The organism is Mucilaginibacter sp. P4_G9, assembly GCF_056400985.1.
The window spans coordinates 1-1,924 of the sequence record NZ_JBFUKF010000644.1 but is presented as its reverse complement, the minus strand read 5'-3'; the positions used below and the strand labels follow the sequence as shown (position 1 = coordinate 1,924).

The 1,924-nt window shown below is 39.2% G+C and carries 2 protein-coding genes; both read left to right on the top strand.

What is annotated here, in order from left to right:
- The first annotated feature begins 126 nt into the window (after positions 1-126).
- Entirely contained in the window at positions 127-558 is a 432-nt protein-coding gene (locus tag AC1DPZ_RS26290; protein WP_477409071.1) for a GPW/gp25 family protein, read from the top strand.
- The coding region (locus tag AC1DPZ_RS26285) for a hypothetical protein (RefSeq protein ID WP_477409069.1) at positions 555-1,924 on the top strand (1,370 nt) is incomplete at its 3' end. The genes AC1DPZ_RS26290 and AC1DPZ_RS26285, both read left to right, overlap by 4 nt.

The window sequence follows — 1,924 nt, the reverse complement described above, 5'->3', positions numbered from 1 at the left end:
CCGAAGGTGTGATCAATCACCTTAAGGCACACCCCGAGGCTTTTAAAGTTAAAACAACTTTCAACGACGGAACGCTTTACGATGGCACCGTTGAAATTTCCTGACCTGTAATAAAATCTCTTGAAAATGGATAAGCTTAACAATATTTCTGAACAGTCATTTTTAGGTAGGGGATGGAGTTTTCCTCCAACTTTTTCAAAAATAACCAGCCAGGTGTTAATGACTGCCGATGAGGCGGACATTAATAAAAGTTTAGAAATATTGCTTTCAACCACCATAGGCGAACGTTTCCTTCAACCTTTATATGGCTGCAACCTGGATGACTATGTGTTTGAAGCCATGAATGCGTCGACAGAAACTGCTATCAAAGTAACTGTAAAAAACGCGGTATTGATTTTTGAACCCAGGATAAAACTACTAACGATTGAGTTGCTGGATGATTTTTTATCAGAAGGGAGAATTGATATACTGGTTGATTACGAAGTGATCAATACAAATACCCGGTTCAACCTGGTATATCCGTTTTATTTAAACGAGGCTAATAACAAATCGGCATGAGTACTAAAGCCATTGACTACAAAGTGATTCTGAAACGCGATGGGCAAACTCAGCAACAGCGTATGCCCCAATTGCTGGATCCTGCCCGTGTGCCGGTTGATCAGCGAAGTAAGGAGGATCTGTATAAATACGTTCAAAAAGTAGCAAAGCTGATCAAGTTTTACGATCTGAATCCCGCTAACCAAAAGCTGATTGAAAATGGTACCTGGGATAATTTTTTTGATAAAAGTATTGACGAATTGAATGACCTGGCGGCAAATGCTTCCCTGCCTCCTCATATTGCTTTGTTGGATAGCTTTTTTGAGCTGATGGAGCAGCCCAAAGCGCTAATGAATACACTCACCAGGCGCCATCTTGATTTTTATTACCAGGAGGTTTTAAAGCTGGGTAAAAACGCACCCGTGCCGGATAAGGCGCATGTTATTTTTGAGCTCAAAAAAAATACTGAAGATACCTTGCTTACAACAAACACAGCCTTATTGGCGGGCAAGGATGCAACTAAAAAAGATCTTAACTATATCTTAACACATGATATTGTAGTTAATGAATCAAAAGTGGCGCAGTTAAAGTCACTTTATGTAAACCCGGTAAATAAAAATTACTTACATCATGCACCTATAGCCAATTCAAAAGATGGCCTTGGCGCGGTTTTGGATCCATCAAACCCTAAATGGAATGGTTTTGGAAGTCCGGATCTTCCGCTTGCACAGGTTGGGTTTTGCCTGGCAAGTGATATTTTAATGATGAAAGAGGGTAACCGTAATATTTCGGTAACGCTAACTGTAAGAAACCTGGATGCTTCTGCCAAAAACGCCGTGTTAACAGCCGATCTTTTTAACATAAGTATAACGGGCGAAAAAGGATGGATAGGGCCTAAGCTTTCATCGGCTACAATAACTTCGGCAGATAATCAATTGTTCAGTGTTAAATTTACTTTTAATGTAAGTAAAGACGAACCCGCTGTAATTGCCTATAATAAGGCAACGCATGGCAGCAATTTTGATACAATTCATCCAATACTGCAGGTGCTTGTTAATACCGATAAATATTATTTTGGGTACCGTAATCTTATTAATGCCGAACTTGTTGATTCAACAATCGAAGTTAATGTAACCGGCATTTCTTCGCTCAACCTTGAAAATGATTTTGGAACGTTGAATGCCAAAAAGCCATTTACTCCATTTGGACCGCTGTCTGATAAAAATTCAAACTTTTATATCGGTCACCAGGAAACTTTTTCAAAACGATTGAAAGAATTTTCGCTGGATGTGAACTGGAAAAATATTCCGGATTCAAACCTGGCATCGTATTATGCTAATTATAACCAGTCAAATAATGGCAATGGCGATTTTAAAGCAATAGCAGC